This is a genomic window from Bradyrhizobium sp. Ken51 (assembly GCF_055807435.1).
Map to the genome: position 1 here is coordinate 1 of NZ_JBVVPB010000060.1, position 18,231 is coordinate 18,231.

The following is an 18,231-nucleotide window of genomic DNA, read 5'->3' on the forward strand; positions in this document are numbered from 1 at the left end:
AGCCGCTTTGATCTATCTCAATTCTCTGACAGGAGCGGGCATCAGTTTGAGAGAGTCGCGTCCATCGCTTCGCCGCGCCGGCCGGGCGGTTGGGCGCTTCCAGGGAGCTCGATATGATCAAGTCGCTCGGAATTGCCACGTTCGCCTTCTTCTTCGCAGTATCGGCTCAGGCGATGACACCTGCCCCGATTGCACAGCCCGAAAGCCTGATTACGGAAGTCGCTGCTGCCTGCGGCGTCGGCAGGACACGTATCAACGGCGTGTGCGTGGCACGGACGACCGTCCGGCATACCCGTCGGGCGGTTCGCAGATGTGTGAGAGGGACGACGTGCTGATTGGTTGTCCTCAAGGACAATACGCAAATTGGTGCGTCGCGATTAGAATTCTAGAGTACCGACCCCAACGGTACATCGACGCCCCCACCGGCCTCAGTCTTTCCAGACTGAGGCCGTCTTGCGCCTGAAAGGTTGGACGGACCGGTCACCTTGTGGGATTTATCGACGCGGGAACAACTCCAACTGCAACGCTGATGCCGGCACGCCAACAATCAGTCTTCGAGAGCCGGTCATCGTCAACTGACGAAGCCGACGCTGCAGGTGAATAGCGCAAACACAAAAAGCAAATGTTTACGCAATTTACCACTCGACCATCAACGCGATGGTCTTCATTTTCTCGTCTGATAATTGCCTTCGCTTGGTTTGGTCGGATGCTCGGAATCGTCCTGTCGTAGTGGAGGTGGCGGCATGTCCGAAATGGTGGAAGTGCTCGCCGGAACGAGTTTATTTCTACTCGCCTTCTCGCTGCTGATATTCGACATCCCCCGCTACACCTTATCGCTGGTGTCTCTTGCTCTGTTCAGCTCGAAGCGGCGAAGCGCCAGCGCGACGGTTTGCCAGGCGACAGTAAGCGTGATTATCCCGACATTCAACGGCGGCTCCGGGCTTGGTCCTTCGATCAGCTCGCTGCGCCGGCAAACCCTGCGACCTGTCGAAATCATCGTCGTCGACGACGGCTCCACCGACGAAACACGCGCGGTAGCGGAGCGGGCGAGAGCGCAGGGCCTGGTTGACATGGTCATCTGCCATGGGACCCGCTGCGGCCGCAGCGCTGCCATCAACGCTGCAGCACGGTTCGCCCGCGGCGCTCTGCTTTTGACCGTGGATGCCGACACTGTCTTCGAACCGAACGCGGTTGAGCGCCTCGCTGCTGCGTTCGGCGATCCGCTCGTCGCCGGCGCAAGTTGCAGCATCGCGGTCAGCAACGAGCGCGACTCGATATGGACAGGACTTCAAAGCGTCGAATACCTGATGTCGATCACCGCGGGGCGGTCGATCCTCGACGTGGTGGATGCGATCGCGTGTCTGTCCGGCGCCTGTTCCATGTATCGCCGGGATATTTTCGCGCAGCAGGGCGGGCTCGACGTCGGCCCGGGAGAGGATATGGAGTACACCTTGCGGCTCCGCAGGCTCGGCTATGTCATTCGCTTCGTGTCGGACGCCTGGGCGGAAACAGCCGGCCCCGCAAGCGGCATAAGTCTGTTGCGCCAGCGGGCGCGCTGGGATCGCGATGCTCTGCGCATCCGTTTCATGATGTATGGCGAGCTGAGTTTTCGCCACCCGCTAGAGCGTTTACCGGACACAATCCAACGGCTGGACTTCATCGTCTTCGATCTCGTTCCGACGCTCAGCCTGCCATTCTACTTGGCCTACATCGTGCTGCTGTTCGGCTCGAATGCCGTGTTGTTTCTGTCGGCGATCTACCTATTGTTGCTCTGGATCTCGGTGTTCAATATGGCACTTGTGTTCGCCCTATTCCATCGATCCGTCGGAACCTTCGGCTGGAAGATGGCGCTGATCTTTCCGCTTTACCAAGGCGTCTATCTGAAGTGCGCGCGGTTCTTTTCCTATTCTTCAGAAATTATCTTTGCCTCGTCGCGGAACGATGATTTCGTACCGCCGCGCGTTCGCCGTGCATTATTCGGAGATCGGACAGAAGAGGTGGCCAAATGACAGTCACCCTGACGCGACTCGATCCGCATATTCCCGATCCTATCGAGAGCCGTCGGCGTGCGGCCGGACGGGCCGTCCGCGCCGCCTATGCGACAATCGTATTCGGCATACTCGCATTCTTTGTCGTCTATTTCGGGAGGCCACTCCTCTATCTCGGCGGCCCAGGTAGCGTGTCCTCGCCGAGATATTTGGTTTCACTGCCTTACATCGTGCAGATTAACAGCATCACCGTGCTGAGAGGGGCATCGGTCAGGGCCGGCGAAGAAATCGGAAGGGTTCGGTCTCCGCAGCACGATGAAATCGTCGCGACTTATATGCGCTCGCTCGCGGACATCGCTGGCCGCAAGGCGGAACTGCGTGTCAAAGCCCGGGTTGCGCGCGAATCTCTCGACGCGACGCGCTCACATTTGCGCCTTGCTGAGGAAGCTGTCGAGCTTATCGCAACCTCATCGGCTGCGAGCCTGAATTACCGCATAGACATGTCCCGGGAGCGCGCCCTGGCGAACAAAGCCGTGGTCTCGCAGGAGGCGGAAGCCGCCGAAGCCAGCACTCAATTGGCTGCTCTCGACGAATTCAGCCGGCAACTCGGTGACCGCCTCGAAAAAGTTGAAAGCAGATTTGCCGATGGGAGAGTCTTTGCGCCCATAGCTGGCATCGTCGCGAACAATCCTGCGCGTGCCGGCCAGTCACTGGTGGCGGGCACTCCGATTGCAGAAATTCTCGACCCCACGGATGTCTTCGTCGATTGGTACGTTCCCAACGAACGCCTGTCCGATCCAAAAGTCGGCAACGAAGTCTTTGTGCTGTTCGGCAACCGACGAATTCTGGGCAAAATCGCGGAAATTTTGCCTGTGTCCGACGTGTACCCCGCAGCGGGCTCATCGGCGGCGCGCGAGCGTACCGCCTTGCAAATCGCGCGAATTCGGTTCAGCCCAGGCGCACATCCCCCGGCGCTGAACTCGGCCGTCGACGTTCACATGCACTACACACAACTCAGCGCGCGGATCGCTTCCATGCTGGTGGGACTATTCGGGCTCGACGAGCTGTGAGAGGGAGCGAGGTGCAGCATGCAGATCGAAGGGACTCAAACGAATTGCCCGGCTTGCGGCTCATCCGCTCTGATCTCGTTTCCGGTATTCCACCACATGATCTGCGCCTACGTTGGTCCGGAGTATGACTTCGCACCAAGCATCGCGGGATATACGTGCCCGAAGTGCTGCCGCGACATTGTATCGGCTGACCCAGCTTGCGAGATCGTGGGCACTAGCGCGCGGTGCACAAGGTGTTGGGTTGAGATGGTGGTGTCCCCAGCGTGTGCTCCGGCTGGCTTGTAAGGATTAGCGGCGATCTCGGCTTGTCCGTCGCCAGACGCAAAGTTGGACGCCCGGTCATTCTATGCGCTGAGCAGCAAGTGGGGCCCGTACGCTAGGAGGCCATTCCGATCAGGTCTGACAACTTGACGTGCCCGTCGCCGCGACCGACCTGGGTGGTCTCGCTTCAAGCACAAAGCGGAATATATTGGCGCGAGCGGATTGACAGAGGGGACACAGAGGCGGTCGTGTAGCCCGGATAGAGCGCAGCGGCGCAATCCGGGAAGGTGCCAGACGCAACGCGAGCGGCCCCGATTGCGCTGCGCTCCATCCGGGCTAGATGACTACGTGCTAGCCGCCGAAATCCCGTGGTGTGAACGGCAGGTCCATCACCTTCCATTCCCCGTATTTATCGGCCGGCAGCATCTTGTAGGGCTGACAGGCCTGAAGCGCGCTCATGGCCGACTTCACGAGCGCAACGCCCTTTGCCGACGGCGGGGCTTCGATCAGGATCGGCTCCCGCGCCAGCGTGCCGTCGGTCGCGAGCACCGTGCGCAGCTTGATGTTGACGTTGTCGGTCGGCGCAACCCCGGCCGGCAGTTTGGCGCAGCTACGCAAGTGACGACGCAGCTCGGCGATCACTTCGGCCGGCAACTTGGCCGCGATTGAATCCTTGGCATCGCCGCCATCGTCCTTGGGGGCGTCCTTCGGCAGCTCCGCCGGCAATTCCGGCGGCAGGCCCAGCATGACGCCGTACTTGACAGTGACGTCGGGCTCCGGCGCCTGATAGGCCGGGGGCGGCGCGGCTGGCTGCTGCATCGCTTGTGGCAAGAGCTGTGGCGCCGGGGGCTGCGGTGTCGGGGGCTGCGGCGTCGCCTGAGGCGGCGGCGACTGCGATGGCTGAGGCTGTGGCTGTTGAGGCTGCGATTGCGTCTGCGCATTTGCCTCGCGCTGCTGCTGCGACGTCTGTGAAGGCTGTGGCTGCGGCTGTTTCTGCTGCGGCTGTTCAGGCGAGGCCTGCTGCTTCGAGGACGGTGCCGCGGCCTGCTGCTTCGCCTCGGGCTTCGGCGCGGCCGCCGCCTTGTCCTTGTCGGTGAAATCCAACTTCGGCAGTTTCAGGTCAGGGGTCGGCTCCGGCGGCTTCTTGAGTTTTTCCTCGGCCTTCTCCTCGGCCTTGGCCTCCTCCTGCTTCACCTGCTCCGGCGTCACGATGCTGACGGAAACCGATTCGGGCGGGCTGGCGTGAAAAGGATGGACTTTGCTGATCACGATGATCAGCGCGACCAGCGTCAGATGGGCGATCGCCGACGCTGCAATGTCCGTCCGTATGATCTTCCGCAGTTCCATCGCCTGACTTCAGGTTGCCAAGCTGGTCCTAGCATACGGCAGCCCCCTCTCAATCCCATTTTGGCGCGAAGCCGAAATCGGTCAGGCGGCCCCTGGGACTGGCCAGCGCGGCGATTTGGGCCATCTCGTCGTCCGAAAGCTCGAAATCGAAGATCTCGATGTTTTCCGACAGGCGTTCGACGCGCGAGGTGCGCGGGATCGCAGCGACATTCTGTTGCACCAGCCAACGCAGGCAGACCTGCGCCGGCGTCTTGCGATGAAGACGCCCGATCTCGGCGAGCGTCTGGTCGGTCTTGATCCGCCCCTTGGCGATCGGGCTGTAGGCGACCAGCGCGAGCCGGTGCTGATCGCAGGCCGCCCTCACCTTCGCCTGGTCCAGATAAGGATGGTATTCGACCTGATTGCAGGCCAGCGGCTCCGGTGACAACGCCACCGCCTGCTCGATCAGCGCGACGGTGAAATTGGAGACGCCGATGTGGCGGGTCAGGCCCATGCGCTTGGCATGCGACAGTGCGCCCAGCGTCTCCTCCAGCGGCACGTGCGAATTGGGCCAGTGCAGCAGCAGGAGATCGACCGAGGGAAGCCGCATGCGCGCCAGACTCTCCTTGACCGAGCGCTCGAGATCATGGGGCGCAAAATGGTTGGTCCAGACTTTTGTCGTCAGGAAGATGTCGTCGCGGCGCACGCCGGAGGCACGCAAGCCGTCGCCGACCTCGCGCTCATTCTCGTAGACCTGTGCGGTATCGATGTGGCGATAGCCGAGCCGTAGCGCCTGCTCGACCACACGTGCGCACATGCGCCCGCTCAGCTCCCAGGTTCCGAGCCCGATCGCCGGTATTCTTGCGCCATTGGTCTCGACGAACAGCATGAGGAATCCTCTCTGTCGCGGTCGCCCCAAATCATCGTCCAGGCGTCATTATGAACCCGGCTGGCGACACTGCCAACGGACGACGCCGGCCGCCGAGCCGGATCTTGCGCGCAATGCTAACGGGAGGTTCGCGCCAGATCTTGACGCCAAGCCTTGACGTCAGGCCTTGACGTCAGGTTTTGAGCTCAGGCTTTGGCGAGCGCCTGGAACACGGTGTCGGGGGCATGCGCGATCACGGCGAGCAGCGCGCGGGCGGGTCCCCGCGGGGCGCGCTTGCCCTGCTCCCAGTTGCGGATGGTCTCGACGGGAACGCCGAGTTTGGCCGCGAACTCCATCTGGGTCAGGCAGGCGCGTCGGCGCAAATCGCGCACGGCGAGCGAGCTGGCTTCGGCCGGCGCTGCGCTGGCCGCAGGCTGGATTGGCAAGGGCTGGATTGGAAAGGGCTGGATCGGAAGCGGCTGGACAGGAAACTCCTGCCCGTCCCGCAACTCGACGATCCGTCCGTCCGCCTTCAGCCGCACACGCATGCTCATTCCCCCAAGCAAGGCGATGATGCGGCAGGCCGCTTAAGTTCGGATTAAAGATGATGGCCAGTAGCCCGGATGGAGCGCAGCGCAATCCGGGGCGTCTCTCGAGCCGACGCAGCGGCACCGGATTACGCTTCGCTCCATCCGGGCTACGAATTTCAACAGCTCCTACCTCAACCCGAACCACAATGTCGCGATGCCGAGGAAGGAGAAGAAGCCGACGACGTCGGTGACCGTTGTCACGAACGTGCCGGAGGCCACGGCCGGATCGGCCCTGACACGTTCGAGCGCCATCGGGATCAGGATGCCGCCGAGCGCGCCGGCGAAGAGGTTCACGATGATGGCGAGCCCGATGACGACGCCGAGGCCCGGGATCCTGAACCAGGCCACCGCGGCCACGCCCGTGATCACGGCAAAGGCGAGACCGTTGACGAGGCCGACCAGGCCCTCGCGCATCACCACGCGCCAGGCATTGGAGGAGCCGAGCTCGCGCGTCGCCAGCGCCCGCACCGCGACCGTCATGGTCTGGGTCGCGGCATTGCCGCCCTGGCTTGCGACGATCGGCGCCAGCACGGCAAGCGCCACCATCTTCTCGAGCTGGCCCTCGAACAGGCCAAGCACGGAGGACGCCAGAAATGCGGTGGCGAGATTGACCAGCAGCCAGTTAAACCGCGCGCGCGCAATGGTGAACACGGTGTCGGAGAGCTCTTCGTCGCTGTTGACGCCGCCGAGTGCCTTGAGGTCCTCGTCCGCCTCTTCCTCGATGACGTCGACGACGTCGTCGACGGTGATGACGCCGACGAGCCGGTCCTGGGTGTCGAGCACCGGGGCTGCGACGAGATTGTACTTGCCGAACATGCGCGCCACCTCCTCCTGGTCCTCCAGGACGGAGACGCGGCGGCGATCCTCGTCGGTCAGCTCGGCAAGCGCCACCGGGCGGCGGGCACGCAGCAGCACGTCGAGCGAGACCGCGCCCTGCCAGTGCTGCTCCTTGTCGACGACGTAGATCTCGTAGAAGCGGTCGGGCAGATCCGGCGTCTCGCGCATGTAGTCGATCGCCTGTCCCACGGTGAAATCCTGCGGCACCGCGATGAACTCGGTCTGCATCCGGCGGCCGGCAGAATTTTCCGGATAAAGCAGGCTGCGCTCGAGCACGACGCGCTCCTTGAGCGGCAGCTTCTCGAGGATCTCCTCCTGATCGGCCTGATCGAGCGTTTCCAGCAGCTCGACCGCATCATCGGATTCGAGTTCGAGCACACCTTCGGCGACTGTCTGCGGCGGCAGTTCCTCGAGGATCTCCTCGCGCACGCCCTCGTCGAGCTCGTTTAGCGCGGAGAAGTCGAAATCGCGCCCCGTCAGTTCGACCAGGCGGACCCGATCGTCAGGCTCGAGAGCCCCGATGAGATCGCCGAGATCGGCCTCGTGCAGCTCGGCAACGCAGGCGCGTAGCGCAGCGCTGTCGCCGGCCTCGATCGCATGGGCAATTTCCGCGACGAATTCGTGACGAATCTCGCCGTCTTCATTGCGCATCGGCACGTGGTCGAGTACCGATTCCGCGGCAGACGCGGCACCGTCCAGATGTTCATCCATGGCGCGCCTCGCCGTTCGACAGGTTGGAACGAGTGGTCTGAGCTGATGGTTCAGGCAATACCCACAAGGCAACTCTGAGCGCAATGACAAAGATGCTTCGACCGAGGTGGGCCTCGATGGCGGCAGGCGCAGCCCTCGCCGCCGTCACCGGCATCGCCTCGACTGAAGCCGCCGAGTGCCCGCGCAAGGACGCGCTCGGCACCTCCCGCATTCTGAGCGTCGACGCCAAGACCACGCCGCGCGTGGGCCTGAAGAGTTTTCCGCAGACGTTGCCACTCGCCGACCACGAGGTCGTGCTGACCTTCGACGACGGACCGCATCCGCCGACGACGTCGAAGGTATTGGCGGCGCTGGCGCAGGAATGCGTGCGCGCGACCTTCTTCCTGATCGGCCTGCACGCCACCGAACACCCCGACATGGTCAAGCGCATCGCCCGCGAGGGCCACAGCATCGGCCACCACACCTTCTCGCATCCGTTCATGGCGCGGATCCCCCTCGACAAGGCGAAGAGCGAGATCGACCGCGGCATCGCCGCCGACGAGATGGCGCTGCACGGCACGCCGACGACGACAGCCTCGACGCCGTTCTTCCGGTTTCCCTATTTCGAAGCCACCCAAGCCCAGCTCGACCTGCTGCAGTCCCGCGGCATCGTCGTGTTCGGGGCTGACCTGTGGGCCAGCGACTGGAACGAGATGACGCCGGAGCAGGAATTGAAGCTCGTCACCGAGCGCCTCGCCGCCGCCGGCAAGGGTATCATCCTCTTCCACGATCCCAAGGCGCGCACGGCTGCGATCATGCCGGCCTTCCTGCGGTATCTGAGGGAGAACGGCTATCGGGTGGTTCACGTCGTGCCGGCGGGCACATCACAGAAGAGTGCCGACGCACATTGATGCCGGAATGTCACGCCGGCGCAAAATGGGGTGATTTGGGCCCTATTAACAGTCTGTTCATGCTACGCCATGCAAGTATCAAGGGGACTTGTCGCGGCACGGTTCGGGGTCGGGGTTCTTGCGCCTGAACCGTTTGCCGATGTCTCCGACCTACTATGGCGGCAATCGCGCAAGAGGGCAGACGGGGTTCATGATCGGAAGTAGCGTTGTTGCTCGGACGCGATCGTGGATCGTCCTTTGCTTTGGCGGATTTCTTGGTGTCCTGACCATCGGCTCGCCGGCGGCCATTGCGGCCGACTGCCCCGGCCATCCGGACGCGCTCGGGACCTCCCGCACGCTCGTGGTCGATCCGCACGCGCATCCCCTCATCGGCACCATGCAATACCGCGAGACGCTGCCGCTGAAGGACCATGAAGTCGTCCTGACCTTCGACGACGGCCCGTTGCCGAAATATTCCAACCAGGTGCTGCAGATCCTCGCCGACGAGTGCATCAAGGCGACCTTCTTCATCATCGGCGAGCAGGCCAAGGCGAATCCGGAAGGCGTGCGCAAGCTGGTCGCGGCGGGCCACACCGTCGGCACGCACAGCATGAACCATCCGCTCACAATGGACCGGATGCCGCTCGACAAGGCCGAGGCGCAAATCAATGGCGGCATCGAGTGGACATCGGCCGCGATGACCGATCCGTCCAAGCTGGCGCCGTTCTTCCGCATTCCCGGCCTGATGCGCGCCGAAGGTGTCGAGAACCTTCTGATCTCGCGCGGCATCCAGGTCTGGAGCGCCGATTTCCCGGCCGACGACTGGCGCCATGTGTCGTCCGATCGCGTCTATCAGCTCGCGATCCAGCGGCTCGAGGCCAAGGGCAAAGGCATCCTGCTGCTGCACGATATCCAGGCCCGCACGGTGGCGGCGCTGCCGAAGATCATCCGTGACCTCAAGGCGCGCGGCTATCGCATCGTGCACGTGGTGCCCGCGACCGCCGAGCAGCCGGCGACGCCGACAACGCCGGTGGAATGGCTGCTGCATCCGCCGACCGAGACCACACCGATCGCGCGCTGGCCGGCCGTGCCGAACTTCGTGTTCGCGCAGACCAAGACCCTTCCGGTGCCCTCGCTGGCCGACCTCAACGCGCAGACCGCGCATCAGCCGCTGCTGCCGCGCAAGACCATGGCGCTCGCCAACGTCGCGGCCACCCTGCCCGTGCCCGGCCGCGATCTCTTTGCGATCCCCGAGGGCTCGGTCGAGGTGCTGCTGTCGACGACCTTGTTGCGGCGCGCCGCGACGCGCCTGGCCATGGCGGCCGAGACGCCCCGTGCGGCCAAGGGCAAAGCCGGCAAGCCGCGCGCTGCCCGCACCGCACATGCTGTTCATGGCACACCGAAGCATGCCGCAGAGGCCGAGGGCACTGCCCCCAAGAGCACTGGCCCCAAGAGCACTGCCCCTAAGAGCGCCGCGCCCAAGAGCACCGCGCCGCGCCCGACCCGTGTGGCGAGCCTGAAGAAGCGCGCGCAGTAGAGCCTACTGTCGCATGATGTTGGCGACGCAGAGCAACACGATCAACGCCAGGAAGAACAGGTCCATATAGGACTTGACCTCGCCGTCGCGCCGCAGCCGCGCGACGTCGACCACGACCTGCCTGCGCGTGTTCGTTCCGCCCGCGCCGTCATTGATCGGGCCTTGTAGCCGCTTCGTCTCGGCCTCCAGCCGCTCGATCTTCTGGTAGAAGTAAAACGCCCGCAGCGTCGAGGCTGCGCGCATGCCGCTATAGATCAGCACGAGGATCGCGATGATCGCCCGGTTCTGGTACTTCTCCATGAAATTCAGGCTGAAATAGACCATCGCCATGAATGCGAAATTGGTCACGAAGCGATAGACGAAGCTTAGAAAGACCATGCGGGCTCAAGCCTTAAAGGGTGGTGCAACCGGACCGTGTTGCGAATGCGGGGATCAGGGGCCAGACCGGAACAGCCGGCCTGAATGCACTGCAGGCCGGTCTACGCCAATTTTGTTTCGACAAAGATACTATTGCCCCGGCAATGCCGCCTTTTAGCCACGCCCGGCCATAATGCAAGCCGGAGCAGGGCCGCCGGTCCCTTCCGCGCCTGCTGAGTGCAACGGCTCCTTGGAGATTTGGCGGAAGTCCCGATAGACTGGGTTACCACTGTGGGGTCTGCCGATGCCGAAGAAGGGAATTACCGGCCACGACGACTGGGTTCTGACCGAGGCGCTGGCGACTGCGCTGGTCGCGCTGGAGCAGCTCGACACCAAGCACCAGCCGAACGCGCATATGGACGACATCCGCAAGATGCTCTCGAACGGCAAGGAGCCGGCGGCGGTGAGCCTGCACCTCGCCCAGGCCAAATGCCGGCTGTTTCCCGACCTCGATCCACTGGAGATCTACCGGGAATACGGCATTGGCGAGGAATATGGCTGAGGGCGCCGGTGACCGGCCGGACTCAAGGTCCGCCGGCGACCGATCCGGCGATCACCATGACCAGCGCGGCCAAGTCGATCTTGCCGTTGACGATCAGCTCCTGCGAGGCTTTCGCATCGTCCGCGCGTTCGACCTTCAGCAATTGCGGCCGGTTGGCCGCCTGCCGCTTCAGCTCCTCGACGATGGCGTCCGTGAGTTTCTCTTCCAGCATGGGCTTGTCCTCAGGCCGCCATCGCACGGCAGGATTGTGCGCAGGAGCGGCACATGGCGACGCACTCGTCCATGCCGCCGATCCGCTCGCAATCCTCGGCGCATTCGCTGCAGATTTCGGCGCATTCGCCGCAGGTATGCCGGTGATGCGGCGTGTTGATCAGCATGAAATGCGCCGCCGTCCGGCACATTTCGGCGCACGCCATCATCAAGCGGAAATGCTTGGGCTCGACGTGCTTGCCGCCCGTCTCGAGGCAATGGTTCATCGCCGTGCCGAGGCAGGTCTGGTAGCAGCTCATGCAGAGCGCGATGCAGCGCGTCATGTCTTCGGATTGAGCCATCCGTTTTCTCCAATGCTCGTCCCCTGCACGGGTCAACCAAGGGGATGTTGTGATCGTTCCTGCCGTCGTGCCGATTGTGACGTCCAGGGAACCTCGCAAAGCTAGCCGTAACGCCTCGCGCGCACCGCGCGGTAGCGGGCATCGGTCTGCGGCTTGATGAATAGCGCCGCCACGCTTGGATGGCGTTTGCGTATCTCCGTCTCGATCGAAATGACACATCGCTCGATGTCGTCGGCGCGCTTGTCATCCGCAAATTCGATGCTGAGGGCCGCAACGACCTCGACCGGCGACAGCTGCACCGTCAGAAGGCCGTTGGCCCTGAGCACGCCGGGCGAGCGCCTTGCGATGTCGAGGATCGATCGCGCAAGCTCCGGATCGGCGGGCTCGCCGATCAGCAGGCTCTTGCTCTCGCGCGCGAGACCGATCGACACGATCGCCAGCAATATCCCGATCAGGATCGAACCGATCCCATCCCAGACCGGCTGGCTCAGCCATACGGCGGCCGCAGTGGCCGCCGCGGCAATGGCGATGCCGACCAGCGCCGCGCTGTCCTCGAGCAGCACCATGAATGCCGGAGGATCCTTGCTGCGAACGAAAGCCTGATAATATCCGAACCGCTGGCCGTCGGAGCTGAAGCGCCGCAGGGCAACCAGCCAGGAGCCGCCTTCAAACAGGAATGACAGCCCGAGCACCACGAAGCTGACGATCGGACTTTCGATCGGCTCGGGTGCGGCGACATGCAGAATGCCCTGATACAGCGAGACACCGGCGCCCAGCGCGAAGATCAGCAGCGCAACGATGAAGCTCCAGAAATACAGCTCGCGCCCGTAGCCGAGCGGATGGGATTCGTCGGGCGAACGGCTCGCGCGCCGGTAGCCGTAGAGCAGCAGGATCTCGTCGGTCGTGTCGACGAGCGAATGCACCGCTTCGCTCGTCATGGCCGAACTTCCCGTCCACGCAGCGGCGCCGATCTTCGTGACCGCGACCAGGACATTGCCGAAGAGCGCCGCATAGACCGCGGTCTTCGAGGATGATTCTGTTACCAATGTCCGATACCCCGTTCCTCATGCCAGCCGCCGCGGCAGGCTGTTGTGGATCGTGCAGGCGGCGAGCGCGGCGTGGCCGAACGCGACCGAGATCTGGTGCAGGTCGGTGACGATGTCGCCGATGCCGTAGAGCCCGTCGACCGAGCTGCGCTGATGGTCGTCGACTTTCAGATGGCCGTCTGCGGTGTGTTCGGCCCCAAGCGTCATCGCGAGATGCGAGCGCACTTCCGCACCCATCACCGGGTAGACCATCTCGAATTGCGCCGTCCGGCCATCGGCGAAAACGGCTTCAACGCCGTCGTCTCCCCGCCTCAGGCGCAGCCCGGGCGCGACGACGATCTCGACACCCGCTTCAATCAGCTCCGGTGCCGCGGCCTTCCGGTCCTCCTCGCCTGTTGCGAGCAGCGTCACGTCGCGCGAGTAGCCGCGCATGAACAGCGCCTTGCCGGCGGCACGGTGAAGCGGACCGACGATGCCGATGCGACGGCCGATCGCCTCGAAGGCGTCGCAGATGGGACAGTAGCGCAACAGCCCGTCCGCGACTGCCTCGCGCCATTCGTCGAATGGCGGATGGGTATCGACGATGCCGCAGGCAAGGATGACGGTGGCGGCGGTATGCGCGCCGCCGTTCCAGATTGCCAGAAACCCTCGCTCGTGTCGCCGCAAGGCGGTGACTTCGGCGGCCACCCGCGTGACCGCGAGTTCGCCGAGTTGCGCGGACATGCGCGCAAGCAGGTCGGTACCGGACAGGCCGTGGACGAAGCCCGGCACATTGTGACTGCGCGGGATCAGCGCCGCCCGGCTCGCGCCTGCGTCCACGACACAGACGCGGCGCCGAAACCGCGCGAGGTAGATCGCAGCCATCAGCCCGGCGGGGCCGCCGCCGACGATCAGGCAATCATGGGGTTCATCATCCGCCGTCATTTGGGATTTGGATCGGACAGGCCCGCACCGGGCTCGCGAAGCTTTCCGCTCCGGGCCAGCCTGACTGCATTGCCCAGCGCGCGCGCGGCGTTCTGCACCTCTGTCTGGAATACCCTGTCGTCATCGAGGTCGCGGTGCGAGGTGGCGTAGGGCTCCATGTAGCCGACATAGCCATCGAGTTCGGCGAAGCGGCCCGCCGAGATCAGCTGCATGTCGGTCAACCAATCCGACAGGGCCCGGCGCACGCCCTCGGCACCGACCGCATCGCCGTGAACGACAAGGCCGAAATGACGGCCGGCGAGATGGCGCGGATAAGACCAGCCCTTCAGCTCCAGCGCCTTCGCCTCGGCAGCCTTCTTGCCATGGGTCGAGGTCGGATCGGGATTGCCGCCGTCGGCGCAGACCATGCGATCCATCATCGACTTGAGTCCGGCGGGCACGTGATACCAATTCACCGGCGTCACGATCAGGATGCCGTGGGCCGCGACCCACAGCGGATAGATATCGTTCATCCAGTCGTCGGTCTGCCCCAGCGAATAGTTCGGATAACAGCTGCACGGCCAGTGGCAGAGCGGCATCGCGGTTCCGACGCAGGATTTGCAGGGATGGATCGTCTTGCCGAACTCCGAAGCCAGGCGCGAGAGATCGAGGATGTCAACGGCAAACCCAAGCTCGGCAAAGACCGGCTCGGCGAGCTCGACCAGACGCCAGGTCTTGGACATCTCGCCGGGACAGGTGTGCTCGCTGCGCGCCGAGCCGTTGATGATGAGGATGCGCGGCGTCTCGTCCGCATCGTCATGGCGCCGCTGCGCCGCCAGGATCTTTGCACGCGCATCGAGCCAGTCGATGGCGATGCCGTAATCGGGATCGGCGAATCCGGCGCCCGCCTTTCGCGTCAGCGGGGCCTTGCGTGAATTGCTGTAGGCATCCCAGGCAGCACCAACGATGGCATCGAGCTCGCGCTGGAGCGGTGCAAAGGCGGGATCGACGAACCGGCTCCTGTAGCGGTGCTCGAAGGCCTCGCGCGAGAGCTTGACGGGCGGCATCCCCTTGCGAACGTCGGCTTCCGTCATGCTGGCTCCTCGCAAGGTCGGTACAGTCCGACCAACCCGGGGCGCAGCGCGCGGTTCCTCCTCGCTCTCCTCTCGTGGCTCTACTGGCGAACAACGTCCGGCGGCACATCGAATTGCGCAATGCGCTGGTCCAGCCGCCACAGTTCGATGCGGTGCACCAGCACGAGCGAGGCGGCCTCGCGCTTGGCCTGCTCATCATTGTCGCAGACCAGGTTGATGCATCCAAACACATGCCCGTCCGGATCGATCTGGAACGCGCGGTAGTGCTTGATGCTCCGCATCGTCATCCTCCCCGTCTCGGGTACACGGGTTCGCTCAGCCAGTCCGTCAGGTTCGAGGTCACCTCGTTCTGCTTGGCGCGCTGAAGCAGCATGTCGCGCTCCTTGCCGGGCGGCAGGCTGCGCGCGCGCTCGCGAGCGGTTTGGGCAAATGCTGCCAACCGCTCCTGGAGCGATTGGGTCTGTTTCCTGCGGTTGCGTTTCGCGGTCATTGTACCTTCACAAAGCCCTTCAGATGGAAGGAATTGGGATGGGAGGAATTGGCCCCGGCGGGAGGTCGGCGCCGGGGCCAGAGTTTCGTGCCGGTTGGGGCGGCCCAGCCCGGCAGTGTTGGCAGCTTCGGCCGCAACCGCAGGTTCCGGCATTTCAATAAGTTAACGGTGCGTGATTTTGCCGGTGCGAAACAAAACGGCCGAGCAGCGACGGATGCGCGCATTCCCTTCGCGCGCCCACGCCGCTTCGACTGCGCCGGAACCGAAATGCTGCAGCGCCCGGTCGCGGCCATTCGCAGCAAGGCGCAGCGCGAAGGCATTTCGCTGAAGCCCGCCAACCGCTCGCCTTACAACAGGCGATCCAAAGCAGCGAAGCGGCGTTGAGTGGGGCGCCCATCCCGGCGCATGCTGCGCGTTTGGTGTCGTCGGCTCCTATTCCGGCGGCACGCGGTGTCGGAGATCCTGCTCTTCCCGGTTGTCGCGGAGGGCCTTGAGCTCCGAGCGCAGCATCGCGCTTTCCATCACCACACGGCGCACCTCGCGCGTGGCGTCATCAAGCTGATCCGCGACCGCTCTGCGCTGCGCCCGGAGGGCGCGGCTTGCTTCGATCGCGCGCTCAGCGCGGGCAAGCAGGACGTCGTTCATGGAACGACGATAGGACATTCGGGACGAAACCGCCTTTACGTAAGTTACGTCAATTACTCAAAACCAGCCATCGGCTCAAAAAACATTCGCGAACGCTAACCTGGATCAAGTCTCCCGGAACACCAGAGAAACGCTTAGCCGCGTCGATAGAGTTGCAAATAGCTTGGCGAGAACAGCGCCGCGTCCTTGAGCGCATCGAGATCGGTGATGGTCAGCGTGCGATCGCGCAGCACGATCAGGCCGGAGGCACGCAACTCCTGAACCGTGCGGTTGAGATGGACCACCGACAGGCCGGTGGCGTCCGCAAGATCCATTTGCGTCACCGGCATCACGCAAGAATTGCCTTCGACCATGCCGACGGGACGTAGCCGCTCGATGATTTCGCAAAACAAATGGGCCACGCGCTCGAAGGCCACCCGGCGGCCGAGATTGATAGCCCATTCGCGCTGGATGGCACTGTTGACGAGAGTCTCGCACAAGAACGCTTCCGCCAGCGAGCGATCGGCAGCCACCAGACTCTCGAACCGCGCGCGCTTGATTTCGGTGTAGGCGACCGGCGTCATCGCCGCGATGGAATGATCCATCACGGGCAGCAGGAAGGCGTGCGCATCGCAACTCTCGCCAGGAAAAAGAAAATTGACGATCTGCCGCCGGCCGTCCTCCAGCGTCTTGTAGCGGCAGAGCCAGCCCGACAGCACGAGGCGGATGCTGTCGACCGGATCGCCCTCCGAGATCAGATCCTCGCCCGCCCCTGCGCGCTGGATTCCCTCGAGCATTGCGTATTCGAGCGAGGTGCGGGCCTCCGTCGACAAGGTTCTCAGCGCGTTCAGCCGGCGAATGACCGGGTCCACCTGGCTGCGATCTATCGTCGACAAGGGCATCAGTTGGCCACCGCCGGTGTATGGAACGCCCGCTTGCTGAGAGGAATGGCGATCGTGCATTCCAATCCCTTGGGATTGAACGCCATCGTGGTCTGCCCCTTGAACTCGAACGCGAGTGTGCGCTCAAGAAGCTCGGTCCCAAATCCTTTATGCGGCGGCGGCGCAACCGGCGGCCCACCGCGCTCCCGCCACTCGAACACCAGCTCCGCCGGGTTGGTGCCCTGCTCGAGGCGCCAGGAAATCTCGATGCGACCTGTCGGCCGGCTCAAGGCGCCGTATTTCAGCGCGTTGGTTGCGAGTTCGTGAATGGCAAGGGCAAAGGTTTCCGCGGCCTTCGACTGAAAACGCACGGTGGGGCCGCTGACACGTACCTGCTCTCCTTCCCTGGCATTATAGGCCAGCAGCTCCTCGACGGCGAGGTATTCGAGGTCTACGCCGCCCTCGGGATCGCGGGTCACCAGCGCCTGGGTTCGGGCGAATGCGTTGAGCCGGCCATCGAGATGGGAAGCAAACTCCTCGACCGTCGAACTGCTATCGGCCGTGCGACGGGCGATCGAGCGCACCACGCCCAGCGTGTTGCGGACCCGATGCTGGAGCTCGGCCAGCAGCAGGCGCTGCCGCTCCTCGGCGCGGGTAATCGCGGTGACGTCAACGAACGTGATCACAACCCCGGCGATGAAATTGTCGATGCTGCGATAAGGCAGGATGCGGACGATGTAGCGCGTGCCGCTGTCTGGATCCCTGAGCTCGCGCTCGGCGATGGCAAGCGTCCGCAGCACGCCGCGAATGTCGTCATAGAGCTCCTCGATCGGGATGCGCGCCTTGATGTGCGCGATGGGACGCCCCGTGTCGGTCTCGACGAGATGCAGAACCTGCGTGATCGCCGGCGTGAAGTTCATCACGCGCAAATCGTTATCGAGGAACACGGTCGCGATTTGGGTGCTCTCCAGGAAATTCTCGAGGTCGCTGGTGGCGCGCGTCAATTCCTGGACGCGGTGGGCCAGCTCGCCGTTCACGGTGGTCAGTTCCTCATTGACTGACTGCAATTCCTCGCGTGAAGTTTCGAGCTCCTCGTTTGCCGACTGAAGCTCTTCATTGAGCGACTGGTATTCCTCGTTGGAGGACTTCAGCTCCTCGTTGGTGCTTTCGAGCTCTTCGATGGTTGCCTGAAGGCGCTCCCGCGTCGCCCGCAGCTCGCCTTCGATACGTTCGACATGCTCGGTCTGCACCAGCGCGCTGGGCCTGCTCTCGCCGGCATCGGTGTTGCGCACCGGCCCATCCTTGAACAGAACGACGAAATTGCGGTGGTCGCTGCCGCCATCCTGGATCGGCTCAACCATGATGTCGACGAGAACACGATGGCCGTTGGCGCCGAGCTGCACCTGCTCGGTATGGGCGGGCTCGTTGGTCTCCGCTGCGCGGCTGAGCACCGTACGCAGGTCCAGGCGGAGATCGCGGTGGACGAGTTGAAGCAGATCGAGCGTGGCGGCGCCTGCCGTCGGCTCGATGTAGCGGCCGGTGCGCCCGGAGAAGTGCAGGACCTGAAAGTTGCCGTCAGTGATGACATAAGCGGGCGCGTAGCGCTCCGCGACCCGTTGCGCGCGGCGCTCCAGCCCGACGTCGGGGCGGAACGAGCGCAACGGCG

21 protein-coding genes are annotated in these 18,231 nt (G+C 63.8%); 6 read left to right on the plus strand and 15 right to left on the minus strand.

The features are described 5' to 3' along the window. Positions 1 to 743 precede the first annotated feature (743 nt). Entirely contained in the window at positions 744 to 2,009 is a 1,266-nt protein-coding gene (locus AC0L27_RS39550) for a glycosyltransferase family 2 protein (RefSeq protein WP_354209378.1), read from the plus strand. Beyond that, positions 2,006 to 3,058 (plus strand): HlyD family secretion protein, encoded by a 1,053-nt coding sequence (locus tag AC0L27_RS39555; RefSeq protein WP_473323382.1) that lies wholly within the window; start codon positions 2,006 to 2,008, stop codon positions 3,056 to 3,058. The genes AC0L27_RS39550 and AC0L27_RS39555 overlap by 4 nt, the downstream gene beginning before the upstream one ends. A gap of 612 nt (positions 3,059 to 3,670) precedes the next feature. Here the strand turns inward: AC0L27_RS39555 and AC0L27_RS39560 are convergent. The 4 genes from AC0L27_RS39560 to mgtE form a co-directional block, all read right to left on the minus strand. Next, positions 3,671 to 4,666: a hypothetical protein gene (locus AC0L27_RS39560; protein ID WP_354209376.1), complete on the minus strand. Its 996-nt coding sequence runs from the start codon at positions 4,664 to 4,666 to the stop codon at positions 3,671 to 3,673. Between the two features lie 49 nt (positions 4,667 to 4,715). Next, on the minus strand, positions 4,716 to 5,534 hold the full coding sequence (locus tag AC0L27_RS39565; protein WP_354209375.1) for an aldo/keto reductase: 819 nt from the start codon (positions 5,532 to 5,534) through the stop codon (positions 4,716 to 4,718). 185 nt (positions 5,535 to 5,719) lie between these two features. Continuing rightward, a complete protein-coding gene (locus tag AC0L27_RS39570) occupies positions 5,720 to 6,067 on the minus strand; it encodes a helix-turn-helix domain-containing protein (protein WP_275167974.1) in 348 nt (115 codons plus the stop codon). Positions 6,068 to 6,229: 162 nt separating this feature from the next. Beyond that, the gene (mgtE, locus tag AC0L27_RS39575; protein WP_354058817.1) at positions 6,230 to 7,651 is read right to left on the minus strand and encodes a magnesium transporter; all 1,422 of its coding nucleotides are present in this window, start codon (positions 7,649 to 7,651) and stop codon (positions 6,230 to 6,232) included. Between the two features lie 116 nt (positions 7,652 to 7,767). On the opposite strand from mgtE, the gene AC0L27_RS39580 reads away from it, so the two are divergent. Both AC0L27_RS39580 and AC0L27_RS39585 read left to right on the plus strand, forming a co-directional pair. Continuing rightward, positions 7,768 to 8,541, plus strand: a complete 774-nt coding sequence (locus tag AC0L27_RS39580; protein WP_354254985.1) for a polysaccharide deacetylase family protein — start codon at positions 7,768 to 7,770, stop codon at positions 8,539 to 8,541. A gap of 190 nt (positions 8,542 to 8,731) precedes the next feature. After that, positions 8,732 to 10,057, plus strand: coding sequence for a polysaccharide deacetylase family protein (locus AC0L27_RS39585; RefSeq protein ID WP_354254986.1), 1,326 nt, complete (start codon positions 8,732 to 8,734; stop codon positions 10,055 to 10,057). Between the two features lie 3 nt (positions 10,058 to 10,060). Here the strand turns inward: AC0L27_RS39585 and AC0L27_RS39590 are convergent, their stop codons facing one another. Beyond that, the gene (locus AC0L27_RS39590) at positions 10,061 to 10,435 is read right to left on the minus strand and encodes a hypothetical protein (protein WP_275167978.1); all 375 of its coding nucleotides are present in this window, start codon (positions 10,433 to 10,435) and stop codon (positions 10,061 to 10,063) included. A 283-nt stretch (positions 10,436 to 10,718) separates the two neighbouring features. Between AC0L27_RS39590 and AC0L27_RS39595 the strand changes: the two genes are divergently transcribed. After that, entirely contained in the window at positions 10,719 to 10,976 is a 258-nt protein-coding gene (locus tag AC0L27_RS39595; RefSeq protein WP_275167979.1) for a hypothetical protein, read from the plus strand. 22 nt (positions 10,977 to 10,998) lie between these two features. Here AC0L27_RS39595 and AC0L27_RS39600 read toward each other — a convergent pair whose 3' ends face one another. From AC0L27_RS39600 to AC0L27_RS39630, 7 genes are all read right to left on the minus strand, one after another. Next, positions 10,999 to 11,187 (minus strand): hypothetical protein, encoded by a 189-nt coding sequence (locus AC0L27_RS39600; protein ID WP_354209371.1) that lies wholly within the window; start codon positions 11,185 to 11,187, stop codon positions 10,999 to 11,001. A gap of 10 nt (positions 11,188 to 11,197) precedes the next feature. Then, entirely contained in the window at positions 11,198 to 11,527 is a 330-nt protein-coding gene (locus AC0L27_RS39605) for a four-helix bundle copper-binding protein (RefSeq protein ID WP_275167981.1), read from the minus strand. A 101-nt stretch (positions 11,528 to 11,628) separates the two neighbouring features. After that, positions 11,629 to 12,573: a cation diffusion facilitator family transporter gene (locus AC0L27_RS39610; RefSeq protein ID WP_354254987.1), complete on the minus strand. Its 945-nt coding sequence runs from the start codon at positions 12,571 to 12,573 to the stop codon at positions 11,629 to 11,631. A gap of 18 nt (positions 12,574 to 12,591) precedes the next feature. Continuing rightward, positions 12,592 to 13,497, minus strand: coding sequence for an NAD(P)/FAD-dependent oxidoreductase (locus AC0L27_RS39615; RefSeq protein WP_354209369.1), 906 nt, complete (start codon positions 13,495 to 13,497; stop codon positions 12,592 to 12,594). Further along, on the minus strand, positions 13,494 to 14,570 hold the full coding sequence (locus tag AC0L27_RS39620) for a flavodoxin family protein (RefSeq protein WP_354209368.1): 1,077 nt from the start codon (positions 14,568 to 14,570) through the stop codon (positions 13,494 to 13,496). Before AC0L27_RS39620 ends, AC0L27_RS39615 begins: the two co-directional genes overlap by 4 nt. Before the next feature lie 80 nt (positions 14,571 to 14,650). Then, positions 14,651 to 14,851, minus strand: coding sequence for a hypothetical protein (locus AC0L27_RS39625; protein WP_275167985.1), 201 nt, complete (start codon positions 14,849 to 14,851; stop codon positions 14,651 to 14,653). Between the two features lie 2 nt (positions 14,852 to 14,853). Next, a complete protein-coding gene (locus tag AC0L27_RS39630; RefSeq protein WP_018455208.1) occupies positions 14,854 to 15,060 on the minus strand; it encodes a hypothetical protein in 207 nt (68 codons plus the stop codon). A gap of 168 nt (positions 15,061 to 15,228) precedes the next feature. Between AC0L27_RS39630 and AC0L27_RS39635 the strand changes: the two genes are divergently transcribed. Further along, positions 15,229 to 15,444 (plus strand): hypothetical protein, encoded by a 216-nt coding sequence (locus AC0L27_RS39635; RefSeq protein ID WP_354058812.1) that lies wholly within the window; start codon positions 15,229 to 15,231, stop codon positions 15,442 to 15,444. A gap of 48 nt (positions 15,445 to 15,492) precedes the next feature. On the opposite strand, the gene AC0L27_RS39640 is transcribed toward AC0L27_RS39635, so the two are convergent. From AC0L27_RS39640 to AC0L27_RS39650, 3 genes are all read right to left on the minus strand, one after another. Then, the gene (locus AC0L27_RS39640; RefSeq protein WP_354058811.1) at positions 15,493 to 15,723 is read right to left on the minus strand and encodes a hypothetical protein; all 231 of its coding nucleotides are present in this window, start codon (positions 15,721 to 15,723) and stop codon (positions 15,493 to 15,495) included. A 116-nt stretch (positions 15,724 to 15,839) separates the two neighbouring features. Further along, a complete protein-coding gene (locus AC0L27_RS39645) occupies positions 15,840 to 16,586 on the minus strand; it encodes a Crp/Fnr family transcriptional regulator (protein WP_354209367.1) in 747 nt (248 codons plus the stop codon). Then, positions 16,586 to 18,231, minus strand: a 1,646-nt coding sequence (locus tag AC0L27_RS39650) for a sensor histidine kinase (protein ID WP_473323390.1), incomplete at its 5' end; no start/stop codon positions are given. The genes AC0L27_RS39645 and AC0L27_RS39650, both read right to left, overlap by 1 nt.

Bases quoted from the DNA above. Each gene is read 5' to 3' on its own strand.
- AC0L27_RS39595 (WP_275167979.1), top strand. From the start codon at position 10,719: ATGCCGAAGAAGGGAATTACCGGCCACGACGACTGGGTTCTGACCGAG.
- AC0L27_RS39605 (WP_275167981.1), bottom strand. From the start codon at position 11,527: ATGGCTCAATCCGAAGACATGACGCGCTGCATCGCGCTCTGCATGAGC.
- AC0L27_RS39570 (WP_275167974.1), bottom strand. From the start codon at position 6,067: ATGAGCATGCGTGTGCGGCTGAAGGCGGACGGACGGATCGTCGAGTTG.
- mgtE (WP_354058817.1), bottom strand. From the start codon at position 7,651: ATGGATGAACATCTGGACGGTGCCGCGTCTGCCGCGGAATCGGTACTC.
- AC0L27_RS39555 (WP_473323382.1), top strand. From the start codon at position 2,006: ATGACAGTCACCCTGACGCGACTCGATCCGCATATTCCCGATCCTATC.
- AC0L27_RS39630 (WP_018455208.1), bottom strand. From the start codon at position 15,060: ATGACCGCGAAACGCAACCGCAGGAAACAGACCCAATCGCTCCAGGAG.
- AC0L27_RS39560 (WP_354209376.1), bottom strand. From the start codon at position 4,666: ATGGAACTGCGGAAGATCATACGGACGGACATTGCAGCGTCGGCGATC.
- AC0L27_RS39600 (WP_354209371.1), bottom strand. From the start codon at position 11,187: ATGCTGGAAGAGAAACTCACGGACGCCATCGTCGAGGAGCTGAAGCGG.
- AC0L27_RS39565 (WP_354209375.1), bottom strand. From the start codon at position 5,534: ATGCTGTTCGTCGAGACCAATGGCGCAAGAATACCGGCGATCGGGCTC.
- AC0L27_RS39645 (WP_354209367.1), bottom strand. From the start codon at position 16,586: ATGCCCTTGTCGACGATAGATCGCAGCCAGGTGGACCCGGTCATTCGC.
- AC0L27_RS39550 (WP_354209378.1), top strand. From the start codon at position 744: ATGTCCGAAATGGTGGAAGTGCTCGCCGGAACGAGTTTATTTCTACTC.
- AC0L27_RS39640 (WP_354058811.1), bottom strand. From the start codon at position 15,723: ATGTCCTATCGTCGTTCCATGAACGACGTCCTGCTTGCCCGCGCTGAG.
- AC0L27_RS39585 (WP_354254986.1), top strand. From the start codon at position 8,732: ATGATCGGAAGTAGCGTTGTTGCTCGGACGCGATCGTGGATCGTCCTT.
- AC0L27_RS39615 (WP_354209369.1), bottom strand. From the start codon at position 13,497: ATGACGGCGGATGATGAACCCCATGATTGCCTGATCGTCGGCGGCGGC.
- AC0L27_RS39590 (WP_275167978.1), bottom strand. From the start codon at position 10,435: ATGGTCTTTCTAAGCTTCGTCTATCGCTTCGTGACCAATTTCGCATTC.
- AC0L27_RS39580 (WP_354254985.1), top strand. From the start codon at position 7,768: ATGGCGGCAGGCGCAGCCCTCGCCGCCGTCACCGGCATCGCCTCGACT.
- AC0L27_RS39620 (WP_354209368.1), bottom strand. From the start codon at position 14,570: ATGACGGAAGCCGACGTTCGCAAGGGGATGCCGCCCGTCAAGCTCTCG.
- AC0L27_RS39625 (WP_275167985.1), bottom strand. From the start codon at position 14,851: ATGCGGAGCATCAAGCACTACCGCGCGTTCCAGATCGATCCGGACGGG.